Source organism: Pseudomonas sp. NBRC 111132 (assembly GCF_001320565.1).
GTDB lineage: Bacteria > Pseudomonadota > Gammaproteobacteria > Pseudomonadales > Pseudomonadaceae > Aquipseudomonas > Aquipseudomonas putida_P.
This window is the reverse complement of record NZ_BCBI01000013.1, coordinates 36,761-51,659: the sequence shown is the minus strand read 5'-3', so window position 1 is coordinate 51,659 and position 14,899 is coordinate 36,761. Positions and strand designations below refer to the sequence as shown.

Sequence of the window (14,899 nt, the reverse complement as noted above, 5' to 3'; positions counted from 1 at the left end):
TAGCTGCTCATGTCCCCTGTGGGGGCGGGTTTACCCGCGAATGCGCCAGATCAGGCAACAAGGTTGCATGGATGGACGCATTCGCGGGTAAACCCGCTCCTACAGGTTCTGTGTTGCCTGTTCCTGCTTTGTTTCGCATTCAACACGCAGGCCGCCCCCTCCCACGCCCTCACCGTCTACGGTGAAGCCCCCCGCTACAACGCCAGCTTCCAGCATTTCGACTATGTAAACCCCAACGCCCCCAAAGGTGGCATCCTGCGCCGCTCGGCCATCGAGATTGGTCAGTTCGACCACATCCTCCCCTACATCGACAAGGGTATCGGCGTCAGCGAAGTCGATGGCTTGCTCTACGCGCCTCTGGCCGTGCGCTCGTTCGATGAACCCTACACCGTGTATGGCCTGATTGCCCGACGCATGGAGCGCGGGCCCGATGACGTCTGGCTGCGTTTCGAAATAGACCCGCGCGCCACCTTCGCCGATGGCAAGCCGGTGCGTGCCGACGATGTACGTTTCACCTTCGAACTCTTGATGAGCAAGGGCAGCCTCAAGTACCGCACCCAGTTCGCCGACGTCACCGGCGTTACCGTGGAAAGCCCGCGCAGCGTGCGTTTCGACTTCAAACCCAAGCACGGCCGCACCCTGGCGCTGGACCTCGCCAGCCTGCCGGTGCTGCCCGAGCACGACTGGCAACAGCGCGACTTCGCCAACGGTGCCGGCTTCGACAAACCGGTCGGCAGCGGGCCGTACCGCATCGGGCGCATCGACAATGGCCGCAGCATCACCTTCGAGCGCGACCCGAACTGGTGGGCGCGTGAGCTGCCCGCCAGCCGTGGCCGCTACAATTTCGACAAGTGGCGCATCGAGTACTTCGGCGACACCGAAGTGGCGCGCCAAGTGCTCAAAGGCGGTGGCTACGACTACAACCGCGAGTTCTCCGCCACCGCCTACACCTTGGGCTACAACGGCGTGCAACTGGACGACGGCCGTCTGCAACGCGCCCACCTGGGCCCGGCCAAGCCGCAGGTGGCCCAAGGCTTCGTGTTCAACCTCGACCAGCCGCAGTTCAAGGACCGCCGTGTGCGTCAGGCGCTGGGCATGTTGTGGGACTATGAGTGGAGCAACCGGCAGATGATGCGCAATATGTACATCCGCCAACAGAGTGTGTTCTCCAACACCCCGTTGGCTGCCCGCAAGCTGCCCGATGCCAGCGAGCTGAAGCTGCTTGAGCCACTGCGCGGCAAGGTGCCGGACGAAGTCTTCACCACCGTGTTCACCGCCCCGGTTACCGATGGTTCGGGCATCATCCGCCAGCAGCAGCTGCAGGCCCTTGCCCTGCTCGAACAAGCCGGCTGGCACCCTGAAGGCGACCGCCTGGTGAACAGCCAGGGCACACCGCTGGCGTTTACCTTCCTCAACGGCCAGTCGGGCATGGAGCGCCTGCTGTTGCCGTGGAAGCGCAACCTGGCCCAGATCGGCGTCACCCTGAACATCCGCAACGTCGATTCGGCCCAGTACGTCAACCGGCTGATGGCGCGCGACTACGACATGATCGTCACCGGCTACCCGGTCACCCTGTCGCCGGGTGCCGAGCTGTACAACTACTTCGGCTCGACGGCCGCGCACGACCCTGGCTCGAACAACCTGATGGTGTTGCAGGACCCCGCCGTGGACCGCCTGATCGACGGCCTGGTGCGGGCCGAAACTCAGGCCGACATGCTGCATCATGCCCATGCGCTGGACCGGGTACTGCAATGGAACTACTACTGGATCCCCAACTACTACCCACCGGGCAGCTCCACCGCCTGGTGGAACCGCTTCGGCCTGCCCAAGGTACAGGCCGCCTATGACGAAGGCCTGGACACCTGGTGGGAGGCAAGCCCCACCGCGCTGACCAATGAGCAAATGGCCGAACGCCGGAAGGCCTCGCCATGACCGCCTACCTGCTGCGCCGCCTGTTGCTGATCATTCCGACGCTGCTGGCAATCCTGCTGGTCAATTTCGCCATCGTCCAGGCCGCGCCGGGTGGCCCGGTGGAGCAGGCCGTGGCGCGCCTGCAGGGCCTCGGTGGCAGCGCACCCGGCGCGCGGGCTGAGGTTGTGCATGGTGAATCCCGCGCCACCCGTGGCCTGGACCCAAAACTGATCGATGAGATAAAGCGCCAGTACGGTTTCGACAAGTCCGCCCCCGAACGCCTGTGGCTGATGCTGGGTCAGTATGCCCGGCTGGATTTTGGCAACAGCTTCTTTCGCGGAGCGAAGGTGACCGACCTGATCCTCGACAAGTTGCCGGTTACCTTGTCGCTGGGTTTCTGGGCCACGCTGATCACTTACCTGGTGTCGATCCCGCTGGGTATTCGCAAGGCAGTGCGCCACGGCAGCCGTTTCGATGCCTGGAGCAGCGCGCTGATCGTGATTGGCTACGCCCTGCCCTCGTTCCTCTTCGCCCTGTTGCTGATCGTGCTGTTCGCCGGCGGCACCTCGCTCAACTGGTTCCCGGTGCGTGGCCTGGTCTCGGACAATTTCGACGAGCTCAGCCTGCTGGGCAAGGTCGCGGACTATTTCTGGCACCTGGTGTTGCCGGTCGGCGCCCTGGTGATCGGTGGTTTCGCCACCCTCACGCTGCTGACCAAGAACGCCTTCCTCGACGAGATTTCCCGCCAGTATGTGGTGACTGCCAGGGCCAAGGGCCTCAGCGAGCGCCGTGTGCTGTATGGCCATGTGTTGCGCAATGCCATGCTGCTGGTGGTGGCTGGCCTGCCGCAGGCATTGATCACGGTATTCTTCGCCGGTTCGCTGCTGATCGAAGTGATCTTCTCGCTCGATGGCCTGGGCCGCATGAGCTATGAAGCAGCCGTGTCGCGAGATTACCCGGTGGTGTTCGGCACGCTGTTCATCTTCACCCTGGCTGGCCTGCTGATTCGCCTGATCGGGGACCTGTCGTACACCCTGCTGGACCCGCGCATCGACTTCGACACGAGGGCGCACTGATGCTCTCGCCCATATCGCGCCGTCGCCTGCAACGCTTTCGCCGCAACCGCCTGGGCTGGGTGTCGCTGTGGCTGTTCGCCGGCCTTCTGCTGTTGAGCCTGGGGGCGGAGCTTGTGGCCAACGACAAGCCACTGCTGCTGGGCTACAAAGGCCAGCTGTATGTACCGGCGCTCAAACGCTACACCGAGCAGCAGTTTGGCGGGCAACTGCCGTTTCAGCCCGATTACCGCAGCGCCTATGTGCGCCAACTGATCGAAGGCCAGGGCGGCTGGATGCTGTTCGCGCCTATCCCGTTCAGCGCCGATACCCCCAACTACGACCTGCTGGTACCCACCCCCAGCCCGCCCAGTGCCAGCAACTGGTTGGGCACCGACGACCAGGGCCGTGACGTGCTGGCGCGGGTGCTGTACGGCACGCGGGTATCGCTGCTGTTCGCCTTCGCCCTGACCGTGGTCAGCGTGCTCATCGGTGTGGTGGCCGGCGCTCTGCAGGGCTACCACGGCGGCTGGGTCGACCTGCTCGGCCAGCGTTTGCTGGAGGTATGGTCGGGGTTGCCGGTGTTGTACCTGCTGATCATCCTCAGCGGCTTTGTCGAGCCGGATTTCTGGTGGCTGCTGGGGATCATGGCGTTGTTTTCCTGGCTGACCCTGGTCGACGTGGTGCGCGCCGAGTTCCTGCGTGGGCGCAACCTTGAGTATGTAAAGGCCGCCCGGGCGCTGGGGCTGCCGGACAGCCAGGTGATGCTGCGGCATATCTTGCCCAATGCCATGAATGCCACGTTGACTTATGTGCCGTTCATGCTGACCGGGGCGATTACCACACTGACCGCGCTGGACTTTCTTGGCTTTGGCATGCCGGCGGGCAGCGCCTCGCTGGGTGAGCTGGTGACCCAGGGCAAGCAGCACCTGGAGGCGCCATGGCTGGGCTTTACCGCGTTCTTTGCGCTGGCGGTGATCTTGTCGCTGCTGGTGTTTATCGGGGATGCCCTGCGCGAGGCGTTCGATCCTCGAGGATGATTTTTCAGGATTTTTACCCATGCACGACAGCGACAGCCTCAAGGACTACCCACAAGTACGGCAACTGGCGATCCGCTCGCTGTTCGAGATCATCGAGCAGTCCAGTGAAGGCACGGTGATCGTCGACCGCCAGGCACGCATCGTCTGGATGAACGAGCGCTACGCCCGACGCTTTGGCCTGGCCGACGCGGCCAGTGCCATCGGCCAGCCGTGTGAAACAGTGATCCCCGGCAGCCTGATGCGCGAGGTGGTGAGTAATGGCCGGCCGATTCTGCTGGACATGCTCGACACCCCGAATGAGCCGCTGGTGGTAATGCGCCTGCCCATCCACGATGACCAAGGCACGCTGATCGGCGCTATCGGCTTTGCCCTGTTCGACGAACTGCGCAGCCTGTCACCGCTGCTCAAGCGCTACTCCAGCATGCAGCAGGAACTGGCCTCGACCCGCTCGCAACTGCGCGCCCGCCAGGCCAAGTACAGCTTCGCCCAGTTCGTTGGCAGCAGCGCTGCCTGCCTGGAAGCCAAGCGCCGCGCCCGGCGTGGCGCGGCCAGCGATTCGCCGGTGTTGCTGCTGGGCGAAACCGGCACCGGCAAAGAGCTACTGGCCCACGCCATCCATGCCGCATCAGCGCGGGCACACAAAGCCTTTGTCAGTATCAACAGCGCGGCAATCCCCGAAACGCTGCTGGAAGCCGAATTCTTCGGCACTGCGCCAGGTGCATTTACCGGTGCCGACCGCAAAGGCCGCAGTGGCAAGTTGCAGCTGGCCGAGGGCGGCACGTTGTTCCTCGACGAGATCGGCGACATGCCGCTGGCCCTGCAGAGCAAGCTGCTGCGGGTGCTGCAGGAGAAGGAATACGAGCCGGTAGGCTCGAACCAGATGCTGCGCAGCGACGTGCGCATCATCGCCGCCACCTCCATCGACTTGCAGGCCGCCATGGCCCGTGGGGCGTTCCGGGCCGATCTGTATTACCGACTGAATGTGCTGCCGATCGATGTGCCGCCGCTGCGGTTGCGGCTGGAGGACCTGCCGGCGCTGTGCGAGGCCATACTGGGTGAACTGGGTAGCCGGTACGAACTGGAGGCAGACGCGCAGCACCTGCTGGCGATGCATGCGTGGCCGGGGAACATTCGCGAACTGCGCAATGTACTGGAGCGCGCAACATTGCTGGCGGACCAGCCCCGGTTGGAAGCGGCGGATTTGCGGGCGGCGCTGGGGCCTTTGAGCCCGCTGGCCGATGCGCCTGCGCCTGTGCGGCAGACCTACCGCGAGGCGTGCGAAGCGTTTGAACGCCAGCTGATTGGCCAGGCATTGGCAGAGCATGGGGGCGTTGTGCCGCAAGCTGCGGCAGCGCTAGGGCTGGGTCGGTCAACGCTGTACAAGAAAATGGTGGCACTCGGTCTCTGATTGGAGATTTATGTTTCAATTTTGAGATTGTCGCGAGGGCTTCGCCCTCGATCGCGACACAAGGCCGCTCCTACAAGGGAAACGCGCCCTTCTGTAGGAGCGGCCTTGTGTCGCGATGGGCCGCAAAGCGGCCTCAAAATCTCAAAAGAGAGACAAAACGCTCAACAAAAACAATTTTTCTTTATATTTCAATGACTTAAAAACTGGCACGATTCCCGCTACCTCCTGCAAACCGATAAAAACAAGACTCACCCAGGAGACCCACCCCGATGACCGTGCTCATCGCTCTCGCCGCTCTGGCCCTGCTGATGCTGGCTGCCTACCGCGGTTACAGCGTAATTCTGTTCGCCCCCATCGCCGCCCTCGGCGCCGTCCTGCTTACCGACCCATCCGCCGTGGCCCCCGCATTCACCGGGGTGTTCATGGAGAAAATGGTCGGTTTCATCAAACTGTATTTCCCGGTATTCCTGCTGGGCGCGGTGTTCGGCAAGCTGATCGAGCTGTCCGGTTTCTCTCGCTCGATCGTCGCGGCGGCCATCCGCCTGCTCGGCACGCGCCAGGCGATGCTGGTGATCGTGCTGGTTTGCGCCCTGCTCACCTACGGCGGTGTGTCGCTGTTCGTGGTGGTGTTCGCGGTGTACCCGTTCGCCGCCGAAATGTTCCGCCAAAGCAACATCCCCAAACGCCTGATCCCGGCCACCATCGCCCTGGGCGCCTTCTCGTTCACCATGGACGCCCTGCCCGGCACCCCACAGATCCAGAACATCATCCCCAGCACCTTTTTCAACACCACCGCCTGGGCTGCGCCCTGGCTGGGCCTGATCGGCACGCTGTTTGTGTTCTTTACCGGCATGGCCTACCTGCAGCGCCAACGCAACAAGGCCCAGCGCGCCGGTGAAGGTTATGGCACCGACTTGCGCAACGAGCCAGAAACCGCTGCCGACCTGACCCTGCCCAACCCTTGGCTGGCACTCTCGCCGCTGATACTGGTGGGGGTGATGAACCTGCTGTTCACCCACTGGATCCCTCAGTGGTACGGCCCGAGCCACAGCCTGCAACTGCCAGGCATGAGCGCGCCGGTACAAAGCGACGTGGCCAAGCTCACCGCCATCTGGGCCGTGCAGGCGGCGTTGCTGGTGGGCATCCTGATGGTGCTGGTGTGCGCCTTCGGCGCCATTCGCACACGCCTGGCCGAAGGCACCAAAAGCGCGGTGAGCGGCGCGCTGCTGGCGGCGATGAACACCGCGTCGGAATACGGCTTTGGCGCAGTGATCGCCTCGCTGCCGGGCTTTCTGGTACTGGCCGATGCCCTGCGCGGCATCCCCAACCCACTGGTCAATGAAGCCATCACCGTGACCTTGCTGGCCGGCATCACCGGCTCTGCTTCGGGCGGCATGAGCATCGCCCTGGCGGCCATGGGCGATACCTTCATCGCCGCCGCACATGCCGCCAACATCCCGCTCGAAGTGCTGCACCGGGTAGCCGCCATGGCCAGTGGCGGTATGGACACACTGCCACACAACGGCGCGGTGATCACCTTACTGGCCGTTACCGGCCTGACTCACCGCGAGGCCTACAAGGACATTTTCGGTATTACTCTGATCAAGACCCTGGCGGTGTTCGTGGTCATCGCCACGTTCTATGCCACCGGCATCGTTTAAGGAGCTTCGCATGACCCTCAACGGCAAGACTGCACTCGTCACCGGTTCCACCAGCGGCATCGGCCTGGGCATCGCCCAGGTGTTGGCCCGCGCGGGTGCCAACATCGTGCTCAACGGCTTTGGCGACCCGGCACCGGCCATGGCCGAGATTGCCCGGCACGGGGTGAAGGTGGTCCATCACCCGGCAGACCTGTCGGACGTGGCCCAGATCGAGGCCTTGTTCAACCTGGCAGAAGGCCAATTTGGCGGCGTCGACATTCTGGTCAACAACGCCGGTATTCAGCATGTGGCGCCGGTGGAGCAGTTCCCCACCGAAAGCTGGGACAAGATCATTGCCCTGAACCTGTCGGCTGTATTCCACGGCACCCGTTTGGCGCTGCCGGGCATGCGCACGCGCAACTGGGGGCGGATCATCAACATCGCTTCGGTGCATGGTTTGGTGGGTTCGACCGGCAAGGCAGCCTACGTGGCGGCCAAGCACGGTGTAGTCGGGCTGACCAAGGTGGTAGGCCTGGAAACCGCCACCAGCAAGGTCACCTGCAACGCGATCTGCCCAGGTTGGGTATTGACCCCGCTGGTACAGAAACAGATCGACGATCGTGCCGCCAACGGTGGCGATCCACTGCAAGCGCAACACGATCTATTGGCAGAAAAGCAACCGTCCTTGGCCTTCGTTACCCCCGAGCACTTGGGTGAACTGGTACTATTCTTGTGCAGCGAGGCCGGTAGCCAGGTTCGCGGCGCCGCCTGGAACGTCGATGGTGGCTGGTTGGCCCAGTGACGGGCGGCCTGGGCCTGGCGGTGGTCTCGCATTCGTTTATCTGCAAGGAGGCCCTATGCGCCCAACCCCGATGACCGCGATTCTGGCCCTGACCCTGGCTGCCGCCGCACCTGCGATGGCTGCCAGCCTGAAGGACGTCGCCCCCTACCCAGAAGCGGAAAAAGGCTTCACCCGGCAGGTCATCCACCTGCCGGCCCAGGCCGATGAATCGGCCTATAAACTGGAAATCCTCGCTGGCAAAACGCTGAAGGTCGACTGCAATCGCCAGCGCCTGGGCGGCAGCCTGGAAGAACGCACCCTGGAAGGCTGGGGCTACAACTACTACCGCCTGGACAAAGTCAGCGGCCCGGCCAGTACGCTGATGGCCTGCCCAGATGGCAAAAAGACCGAAGCCTTCGTACCGGTGGTCGGTGACGGCTTCCTGCTGCGCTACAACAGCAAGCTGCCGGTGGTGGTCTATGTGCCCAAGGATGTCGAAGTGCGCTACCGCGTGTGGTCGGCGTCGCAGGATGTGCAAAAGGCCAACGTAGAGTAAATCTTGAGGGTGCCCTCATCGCCGGCAATCCGGCGATGAGGGCTTTGCAGGCTTCAGGAGGTTCGGCATGAACGATGTGCTCTGGCGCCCCTCTACGGCGCAAATCGAGGCCAGCCGGATGGATGCCTTCCGCCGCCGGGTCAACCTGCGCTACAACCTGCAACTGAACGACTACCATGCGCTGCACAGCTGGAGCATCGAGCAGCGGCCCGCCTTCTGGCAAACCCTTGCCGAGTATTTCCACGTTCATTGGCATACTCCGCCGAGCCAAGTGCTAAGCGAAGGGCCGCAGATGCCCGATGCACAGTGGTTCGCCAATGCCACCCTGAACTTCGCCGAACACCTGCTGCGCCGCCGTGACGACCGCCCGGCCGTGGTCGCCGTGCGCGAAGACGGCCAACGTGAAGTGTTCACCCATGCTGAACTGGCCGCACAGGTCGCCGGGCTGCAAACGGCGCTCAAGGCCATTGGTATCGCCCCCGGCGACCGGGTGGCCGCCGTCATGCCCAACACCTGGCAAACACTGGTCGCCATGCTCGCCTGCAGCAGCATTGGCGCGGTCTGGTCCACCTCTTCGCCCGAGTTTGGCGTGCACGGCATCATCGACCGTTTCGGCCAGATCGAACCCAAGCTGCTGATTGTCTGCGCCGGTTACCAATACGCCGGCAAGGCCATCGACCAAGTAGCCAAGGTCAACCAGGTGTGCGCTCAGTTGCCCGGCCTGGAGCAGCTGATCGTGGTGCCCCATACCCGCAGCGGTACACGCGCCGACGAGTTCCAGGCAACCAACGTCAGCCTGTGGGATGACTTCTTCCAACCCGGCGGCGAGCCCCGCTTCACCCCGCTGCCTTTCGATCACCCGCTGTACATTCTCTACTCCAGTGGTACCACCGGCGTGCCCAAGTGCATTGTCCATCGTGCCGGTGGCGTGCTGTTGCAGCACCTCAAGGAACACGGCCTGCACAATGACCTGAAGGCCGATGACGTGCTGTTCTACTACACCACCTGCGGCTGGATGATGTGGAACTGGCTGGCCAGCGGCCTGGCGGTGGGGGCCACGCTGGTGCTGTACGACGGCTCACCGTTCCACCCTGGCCCCGAGCGCCTGCTGGACCTGATCGACGCCGAAGGCATCCACGCCTTTGGCACCAGTGCCAAGTACCTGGCAGCACTGGAGCAGGCGGGCCTTGAACCTGCCGCCAGCCACCGCCTGGGCAGCCTGCGGCTGCTGCTGTCCACCGGTTCGCCGTTGTCACCTCACAGCTATGACTACGTGTACGGCAAGATCAAGGCCGACCTGTGGCTGGTGTCCATGTCGGGTGGGACCGACATCGTTTCCTGCTTCGTGCTGGGCAACCCGACTTTGCCGGTGCGCCGTGGCGAAATTCAGTGCAAGGGCCTGGGGATGGCGGTGCAAGTGTGGAACGAGCAAGGCCATGCCGTGGTGGACGAAAAAGGCGAACTGGTGTGCGCGCACCACTTTCCCTCCATGCCGCTGGGGTTCTGGAATGACCCGGACGGTAGCCGTTACCACGACACCTACTTCAGCCAGTTTCCGGGGGTGTGGGCCCAGGGCGACTATGCCGAGCAACGTGCCAGCGGGGGCGTGGTGATCCACGGTCGCTCCGACGCCGTGCTCAACCCTGGCGGCGTGCGCATTGGCACGGCGGAAATCTACCGCCAGGTGGAGAAAGTCGAGCAGGTAATGGAAAGCGTTGCCATCGGCCAGGACTGGCACGGGGATGTGCGGGTGGTGCTGTTCGTGCGCCTGCACCAAGGGCTGCAACTGGATGACGCCCTGCGCCAGCGCATTCGCCAGGTGATACGTCAGTACACCACACCCCGCCACGTACCTGCGGTGATCGCCCAGGTCAGCGATATACCGCGCACCATCAGCGGCAAGCTGGTGGAGCTGGCGATTCGCAACGTGGTGCACGGGTTGCCGGTGAAGAACACCGATGCGCTGGCCAACCCAGAGGCGCTGGAGCAGTTTCGTGATCGCGTGGAGTTGCGCGAGCAGGCATAATGCCGTCCTTTTTCCCGATGCACAGGTACCCCATGAAAGCCCAAGCCCGCCACATTCTGGTCAAGACCGCTGACGAAGCCGAAAAGCTCAAGCAGCGCATCGCCAATGGCGAGGCTTTCGATGTGCTCGCGAAAAAGTTCTCTCTCTGCCCTTCGGGCAAGCGCGGCGGTGACCTGGGCGAAGTGCGCCCTGGGCAAATGGTCGGTGCTATCGACCAGGTGATCTTCAAAAAGCCGTTACGCGTGGTACACGGGCCGATCAAGAGCAAGTTCGGCTACCACCTGGTACAAACCTTCTACCGCGATTGACAGCAGGGGGCACCTAGCATTTTTGCCAGTTGCTCCATCACCGCACATTGCATATAAAGCAGGCAGGGCCGAAGCGTCGCTTCAGGTTGTGGCTCCTTCAATGGGCACGGAGACCTGTCTATGCGATGCCACCGCTTGCTGCTGCCTGTCGCATTGCCCCTACTGACGTTGCCTTTGTTGGCTCACTCCCAATCCCTGACGGTTTCAGCCGGTGAAAACCTTGGCGCCCTTGTGCAGACGAATGCCGCTGATGAATTTACCCTCACGGGCGGAACGGTTCAGTCATTACAGCAAGGTAATGGCCAAGACACATTCAACATGTCTGGCGGCACGCTAGGGTCGTTGAATCAAGGCGGTGACTTCGACACGTTCAGCATGACCGGCGGCACCATCACGGGCGCATTCGAAGACGGTGACTCGGCCTTTTTCAAAGGCGGCAGCATTGGCCGAATAGACCTCAAGCTCGCAGACAATTTCCTTGAAATTTCCCAGGATCTCGGGGTCGAAACTATCGTTGTCGGCAATGTCGTCAGCGGGCTTGGCAACGATACGATCACCATGACTGGCGGCACCATCGGCGGTGATATCAGTACCAGCAGCGGCGTTGACAAGGTAAGCATCAGCGGCGGCACGCTAAAGGGCGAAATACGTACTGGCAACGATGACGATGTGTTTACCTGGACGGGTGGACAGGTCGGTAAAAGAGTCCTCTTGGAGAACGGCAATGACACGGCCACGGTACGCACCCTGGACCTCGGCAACTCAACGGTTACCCTGGACGGCGGCACCGGCACCGACACATTGACGTTCGAGCAGGCTCAGGTCGGTAAAGGTGCGTTGTACGTCAACTGGGAGTCCATCACCCTCAAGCAAGGCAGCCAGCTTACCCTCAACGACACGCTGACATTGGGAGACTTGGGCGCCACCCAGCCACGCGTGATCCCCGCCACGGGCACCGGCACCTTGCAAATCGATGCAAATAGCACGCTGATCAGCCGCCAGGGCAGCATCGTCAGTATTCAAGTTGAGAACAAGGCATCGGTCGTGAACGCCGGCACCATCGACCTGAGCAGTGGCAACGACGCGCGGGGCCGCCTGACCCTCCAGGGCGACTACACCGGCAACAACGGCACCCTGCGCCTGAACAGCGTGCTGGCAGGCGATGACGCAGCTTCCGACCGCCTGGTGGTCAGCCGGGGGGCCATTGGTGGCTCCACCCAGATGTTCATCAACAACTTCAAGGGTGCAGGTGCGGCAACCACGCAAAACGGCATCCAGGTGGTCGAAGCCCGCGATGGCGCTACCAGCACGGCCACCGCATTCGTACAGACCCAGACGCTTTCGGCCGGTGCCTTCGACTACCGGTTGTTCAAAGGGGGGGTGACGGCAGGTAGCGAAAACAGCTGGTACCTGCGCTCCACCCTGGTCGCGCCACCTGCTCCGGCTACTGTACCGGAACCCGTGCCGGAACCTGGCGAACCTACACAGCCAACCGAACCCAGCCAGCCAAACGAACCGGGCACGCCACCGGTGGTCGCCCCAGCCGCCACTCTACCCGTTGCTGCGCCAGCGCCCGGCCAGGTCGACCTGCCTGCTCCAGTGCAGGGCGAAAGCCTGCCGCTGTATCGCCCAGAAGTCCCGGTGTATGCCGCGGCGCCAAGAGGTGCCGCGATCATCGCCCGTCAGGCATTAGGAACATTCCACCAGCGCCAGGGTGACCAGCAGTTGCTCAAAGCTGACGGCGCCCTGCCCGCCAGCTGGGGCCAGGCCTATGGCGGCGCACTGCGCCAGCAATGGAGCGGTACGGTCAACCCGAGCCTGGATGGCGACCTGTACGGTTTCAAGGTGGGCCAGGACCTGTATGCCAAGGTGGGCGACAACGGCTACCGCCAGCATGTCGGCCTGTACGTCAGCCACAGCCGCCTGGACGCCGACGTCAAAGGTTTCGCCCTGGCCGTGCAGGACCGCCGGGTGGGAGACCTCAAGCTCGATGGCGACAGTGTGGGCGCCTACTGGACGCTGGTTGGGCCGCAAGGCGAATACCTGGATACGGTGCTGCAGTACACCCGCCTGGATGGCCGGGCGCGCTCCGACCGTGGCGACAAGCTGAACATCGATGGCCATGCCTGGACCGCTTCGCTGGAGTCTGGCTACCCTATCGCCCTGTCCGAACGCTGGACCGTGGAGCCGCAAGCTCAGTTGATCGCGCAAAAGGTATCGCTCGACAGCGCCAGCGACAGCGTCTCGCGCATTAGCCATGACGCCCAGGTTGAGCTGACCGGCCGCCTGGGTGTGCGTATGGAAGGTGCGTTCACAGGAAGCAGCGGCCGCCTGTTGCAGCCCTATGCGCAGGTCAACCTATGGCACGGCGACGGTGGCCGCGACACCTTGACCTTCGATGGGGTAGACAAGATCAAGACCGACTACCGCTATACCGCGGTGCAACTGGAAAGTGGCGTGGTGGCGCAGGTCAGCGAAGCACTGAGCCTGCATGGCGGCGTGCAGTACACCGCCAACCTGGACAGCCGCCAGCAGGAATCCAGCGGCGTGAACCTGGGTGTTCGCTGGCAGTTCTAGCGCCGCGCCGCCAGCAAACCGAGGCCAGCGCAACCTAGCAGGGAGGCGCTGACCCGGTTGAACATGCGCCGTGGCCCGGGCTGGCTGAACCAGCGCTGCATGTAGGCGCCCAGGCCCGAGTAGATGGCGATCGCCGCCCATTCCAGCAACAGGAACAATACGCCCAGCCAAAGGAACTGCTCGCTCACAGGCGTAGTGCTGCCAACCGAAACGAACTGCGGCAGAAAGGCGGTGAATATCAGGATGGCCTTGGGGTTGCCAGCCGCCACCCAGAATTCCTGCCGCGCCAGGCGCCAGGTGCCGCGTGGGTGATCGCTGGCCACCACGGCCTCGCCCACCGGTGCGCGCCACAGTTGCCAGGCGATGTAGAACAGGTACGCCGCGCCCACTACCTTGATGGTCAGGAACAGGTATTCGCTGGTATGCAGCACCACCGCCAGGCCCATGGCGGCCAGGGCGATCATGCCGCTGAAGGCGAGGATGCGCCCCCCACCAGCCACACAGGCGGTGCGCAGGCCGTACCGGCTGGCATTGTGCAGCGACAGTAGGTTGTTCGGCCCCGGCGCCATGTTCAGAGCGAAGCAGGCAGGGATGAAAAGCAGCAGGCTTGAAAGGTCCATTCTTGTTTTCCTCTGACAACAGGCGCCTATTTCGGCGTGTGTCGCGCCTTGCGGTCAAGTTACAGCCAGCGATAAAAACTGTACGGGTATGCGCCAGCTGTTACCCTGCCGACACTACCGAGGAGCCTGTAATGCCCCGTTCCCACGCCGTCGTGTGGCGCGACCCGGCCCTGGCGCATGTCGAAAGCCGCCGCGCCTGTAATAGCCGCGCCTGTTACAAGGCCCACAGCCACCCGACGTTTTCCATCGGTGCGGTGGATGCCGGCCACAGCCATTTCACCGGGGCTGCCGGTGGGCAAGAGCGCCTGACACCCGGCACGTTGGTACTGGTCCCGGCCCGCCGTGTGCATGCCTGCAACCCCGAGCCTGGGCAGGCCTGGAGCTACCAGATGCTGCATGTGGATGCCGACTGGCTGACGCAGCTGCGCCTGGAGTCGGGGCTGAGCGGCACCGAGGCCGGCGAGCCAGCACGCATTTGCCGGGCGCCGCAGGTCTATCGGCAGTTCTGCGAGCTGAACAGTTTGCTGTTTTCCCGCGCCAGCAACAGTGAGAAGGATGCGGCGCTGGTTGCCTTTCTGGGGGACCTGGATTTTTCCGCGCACCCACCACTGGTAGCGGCCCCTGCCCTGGAAGCCGCGACATTGAGTGAGGTGCTCGAGCGTATCGAGCACCTCGACCCAGCGCGATTGAGCCTGGAAGCACTGGCGCGGGAGGCTGGGCTTGGGCGCTATCAGCTGATCCGAGCATTTCGCGCAGCGACCGGATTTACGCCCCATGCTTATCTACTCAATGCCCGGGTCAATCGCGGCCGAAAGCTGTTGAGTAAAGGGCTGGCACTGGCAGAGGTGGCCTACCAGCTTGGGTTTGCCGACCAAAGCCATTTCCAGCGGGTGTTCAAGGCCCATGTGGGGGTGACACCGGGGCAGTACCGAGGCGATTGAAGGCGTGCGCGGTCCCCAAGGGGCCGCGTTGGCTTTTTG

General features: G+C 63.3%; 12 protein-coding genes. 11 read left to right on the top strand and 1 reads right to left on the bottom strand.

Annotated elements, in window-relative coordinates; translation table 11 throughout:
• Positions 1 to 3: 3 nt before the first annotated feature.
• The 10 genes from APH35_RS08730 (at position 4) to APH35_RS08685 (ending at position 13,299) form a co-directional block, all read left to right on the top strand.
• Entirely contained in the window at positions 4 to 1,932 is a 1,929-nt protein-coding gene (locus APH35_RS08730) for an extracellular solute-binding protein (RefSeq protein WP_060493103.1), read from the top strand.
• The gene (locus tag APH35_RS08725) at positions 1,929 to 2,987 is read left to right on the top strand and encodes a microcin C ABC transporter permease YejB (RefSeq protein ID WP_060514558.1); all 1,059 of its coding nucleotides are present in this window, start codon (positions 1,929 to 1,931) and stop codon (positions 2,985 to 2,987) included. Before APH35_RS08730 ends, APH35_RS08725 begins: the two co-directional genes overlap by 4 nt.
• The gene (locus APH35_RS08720) at positions 2,987 to 4,003 is read left to right on the top strand and encodes an ABC transporter permease (RefSeq protein WP_012272422.1); all 1,017 of its coding nucleotides are present in this window, start codon (positions 2,987 to 2,989) and stop codon (positions 4,001 to 4,003) included. The genes APH35_RS08725 and APH35_RS08720 overlap by 1 nt, the downstream gene beginning before the upstream one ends.
• A gap of 19 nt (positions 4,004 to 4,022) precedes the next feature.
• Positions 4,023 to 5,411 carry a sigma-54 interaction domain-containing protein gene (locus APH35_RS08715; RefSeq protein WP_012272423.1) on the top strand — a complete coding sequence of 463 codons (1,389 nt, stop codon included), beginning with the start codon at positions 4,023 to 4,025 and terminating at the stop codon, positions 5,409 to 5,411.
• A 269-nt stretch (positions 5,412 to 5,680) separates the two neighbouring features.
• A complete protein-coding gene (locus tag APH35_RS08710; protein WP_060514557.1) occupies positions 5,681 to 7,072 on the top strand; it encodes a GntP family permease in 1,392 nt (463 codons plus the stop codon).
• 10 nt (positions 7,073 to 7,082) lie between these two features.
• Positions 7,083 to 7,853 (top strand): 3-hydroxybutyrate dehydrogenase, encoded by a 771-nt coding sequence (gene hbdH, locus APH35_RS08705; protein ID WP_012272425.1) that lies wholly within the window; start codon positions 7,083 to 7,085, stop codon positions 7,851 to 7,853.
• Between the two features lie 55 nt (positions 7,854 to 7,908).
• The gene (gene eco, locus APH35_RS08700; protein WP_012272426.1) at positions 7,909 to 8,388 is read left to right on the top strand and encodes a serine protease inhibitor ecotin; all 480 of its coding nucleotides are present in this window, start codon (positions 7,909 to 7,911) and stop codon (positions 8,386 to 8,388) included.
• A 67-nt stretch (positions 8,389 to 8,455) separates the two neighbouring features.
• Positions 8,456 to 10,414 (top strand): acetoacetate--CoA ligase, encoded by a 1,959-nt coding sequence (locus APH35_RS08695; protein WP_060514556.1) that lies wholly within the window; start codon positions 8,456 to 8,458, stop codon positions 10,412 to 10,414.
• 32 nt (positions 10,415 to 10,446) lie between these two features.
• Positions 10,447 to 10,722, top strand: coding sequence for a peptidylprolyl isomerase (locus APH35_RS08690; RefSeq protein WP_012272428.1), 276 nt, complete (start codon positions 10,447 to 10,449; stop codon positions 10,720 to 10,722).
• 120 nt (positions 10,723 to 10,842) lie between these two features.
• On the top strand, positions 10,843 to 13,299 hold the full coding sequence (locus tag APH35_RS08685; protein WP_060514555.1) for an autotransporter family protein: 2,457 nt from the start codon (positions 10,843 to 10,845) through the stop codon (positions 13,297 to 13,299).
• On the opposite strand, the gene APH35_RS08680 is transcribed toward APH35_RS08685, so the two are convergent.
• Positions 13,296 to 13,919 (bottom strand): LysE family translocator, encoded by a 624-nt coding sequence (locus APH35_RS08680; RefSeq protein WP_060493096.1) that lies wholly within the window; start codon positions 13,917 to 13,919, stop codon positions 13,296 to 13,298. The genes APH35_RS08685 and APH35_RS08680 overlap by 4 nt on opposite strands.
• Before the next feature lie 131 nt (positions 13,920 to 14,050).
• Here APH35_RS08680 and APH35_RS08675 point away from each other — a divergent pair, with 131 nt between their 5' ends.
• Complete coding sequence (locus APH35_RS08675) at positions 14,051 to 14,860, top strand: helix-turn-helix transcriptional regulator (protein WP_060514554.1); 810 nt, start codon at positions 14,051 to 14,053, stop codon at positions 14,858 to 14,860.
• The last annotated feature ends 39 nt before the right edge of the window (positions 14,861 to 14,899 follow it).

Bases quoted from the DNA above. Each gene is read 5' to 3' on its own strand.
- APH35_RS08680 (WP_060493096.1), bottom strand. From the start codon at position 13,919: ATGGACCTTTCAAGCCTGCTGCTTTTCATCCCTGCCTGCTTCGCTCTG.
- APH35_RS08695 (WP_060514556.1), top strand. From the start codon at position 8,456: ATGAACGATGTGCTCTGGCGCCCCTCTACGGCGCAAATCGAGGCCAGC.
- APH35_RS08710 (WP_060514557.1), top strand. From the start codon at position 5,681: ATGACCGTGCTCATCGCTCTCGCCGCTCTGGCCCTGCTGATGCTGGCT.
- hbdH (WP_012272425.1), top strand. From the start codon at position 7,083: ATGACCCTCAACGGCAAGACTGCACTCGTCACCGGTTCCACCAGCGGC.
- APH35_RS08685 (WP_060514555.1), top strand. From the start codon at position 10,843: ATGCGATGCCACCGCTTGCTGCTGCCTGTCGCATTGCCCCTACTGACG.
- APH35_RS08715 (WP_012272423.1), top strand. From the start codon at position 4,023: ATGCACGACAGCGACAGCCTCAAGGACTACCCACAAGTACGGCAACTG.
- APH35_RS08720 (WP_012272422.1), top strand. From the start codon at position 2,987: ATGCTCTCGCCCATATCGCGCCGTCGCCTGCAACGCTTTCGCCGCAAC.
- APH35_RS08690 (WP_012272428.1), top strand. From the start codon at position 10,447: ATGAAAGCCCAAGCCCGCCACATTCTGGTCAAGACCGCTGACGAAGCC.
- eco (WP_012272426.1), top strand. From the start codon at position 7,909: ATGCGCCCAACCCCGATGACCGCGATTCTGGCCCTGACCCTGGCTGCC.
- APH35_RS08725 (WP_060514558.1), top strand. From the start codon at position 1,929: ATGACCGCCTACCTGCTGCGCCGCCTGTTGCTGATCATTCCGACGCTG.
- APH35_RS08675 (WP_060514554.1), top strand. From the start codon at position 14,051: ATGCCCCGTTCCCACGCCGTCGTGTGGCGCGACCCGGCCCTGGCGCAT.